General features: G+C 59.1%; 1 protein-coding gene. It reads right to left on the reverse strand.

Annotation, left to right across the window (positions count from 1 at the left end):
- Nucleotides 1–34: 34 nt before the first annotated feature.
- A partial coding sequence (locus tag AB4Y32_RS40325) for an IS256 family transposase (RefSeq protein WP_439899907.1) occupies nucleotides 35–1,233 on the reverse strand: 1,199 nt, incomplete at its 5' end.

Here is a 1,233-nt window from a genome sequence, read left to right on the forward strand (position 1 = left end):
GGAATTTCGTGTGCTGAGGTCGGGTTAAAAGATCTCAGCTCATGGCGCTCGTGAATCGCTCGCCGAACAGAATGGCGAACTGATTGACTGCTTGCCGCCAGGTGATAGGCGGCATCTTCCAATCCTTTTCGATGTTGCGCAAGGCCAGATACAGCAGTTTGCTGGCCGCTTCGTCGCTGGGGAAGTGGCCGCGATTCTTGACGATCTTGCGCAACTGCATGTGCATGCTCTCGATCGCGTTGGTCGTGTATATGATTCTGCGCACTTCCGGTGGATAGGCGAAGAATGGGATGACCTGCTCCCATTGGCGCTGCCACATCGCTGTGACCGTGGTGAATTTCCTGCCCCATTCGCTCTGAGAGAACGCTTCAAGCGCCGCCGCTGCGGCTTCCGCGGTGGCGGCCTGGTAAATGGGCTTGAGAGCGGCAGCCAACGGCTTACGGTCCTTCCAGCTCGCCAGATTCAGCGAATTGCGGATCAGATGCACGATGCAGGTCTGGATCTGTGCGGCCGGATACACCGCTTCGATCGCTTCGGGGAATCCGCGCAAGCCGTCGACCACCGCGATCAGGATGTCGTGCAAGCCGCGGTTCTTCAGTTCGTTGAAGACCTTCAGCCAGAACTTGGCGCCCTCAGTTTGTTCGATCCACAGGCCCAGCACTTCCTTGCGGCCGTCGGCGCGGATGCCCAGCGCCAGGTACACCGCCTTGTTCTTGACCGTACCTTCGTCGCGGATCTTCAGTCGCAGGGCATCGAAATAGACGATCGGATACATCGCCTCGAGCGGACGTTGCTGCCATTGCTCGACTTCGGCCAGCACCTCATCGGTGACGGTTGAAATCAGATCGGGCGATACTTGCAGCCCGTACAGCTCCAGCAAATGGCCCTGGATCTCGCGCACGCTCATGCCGCGGGCGTACATGCTAATCACGTGATCGTCGAAGCCAGGCAGCCGGCGTTGATATTTGCCCACCAGTTGCGGCTCGAACGTGGCTTGCCGATCACGCGGAATGTCCAGCTTCAGTTCGCCATTGGGCGTGATCACCGTCTTGGGGCTCGTCCCGTTGCGATGATTGCCATCCTTGCCTTGCTCAGCTTCGCTCTCAAGGTGGTGAGACAGCTCAGCAGCGAGCATGCGCTCGGCCAGTTGCTTCTTCAGTTGGCCGGCCAGGCCCGATTCGCCCAGAATCGACTCGGCATCCTTGTTCTGTACCTGCGCCAGCAGTTGATCGA

Source organism: Paraburkholderia phymatum, from assembly GCF_040965635.1.
Taxonomy (GTDB): Bacteria; Pseudomonadota; Gammaproteobacteria; order Burkholderiales; family Burkholderiaceae; genus Paraburkholderia; species Paraburkholderia phymatum_B.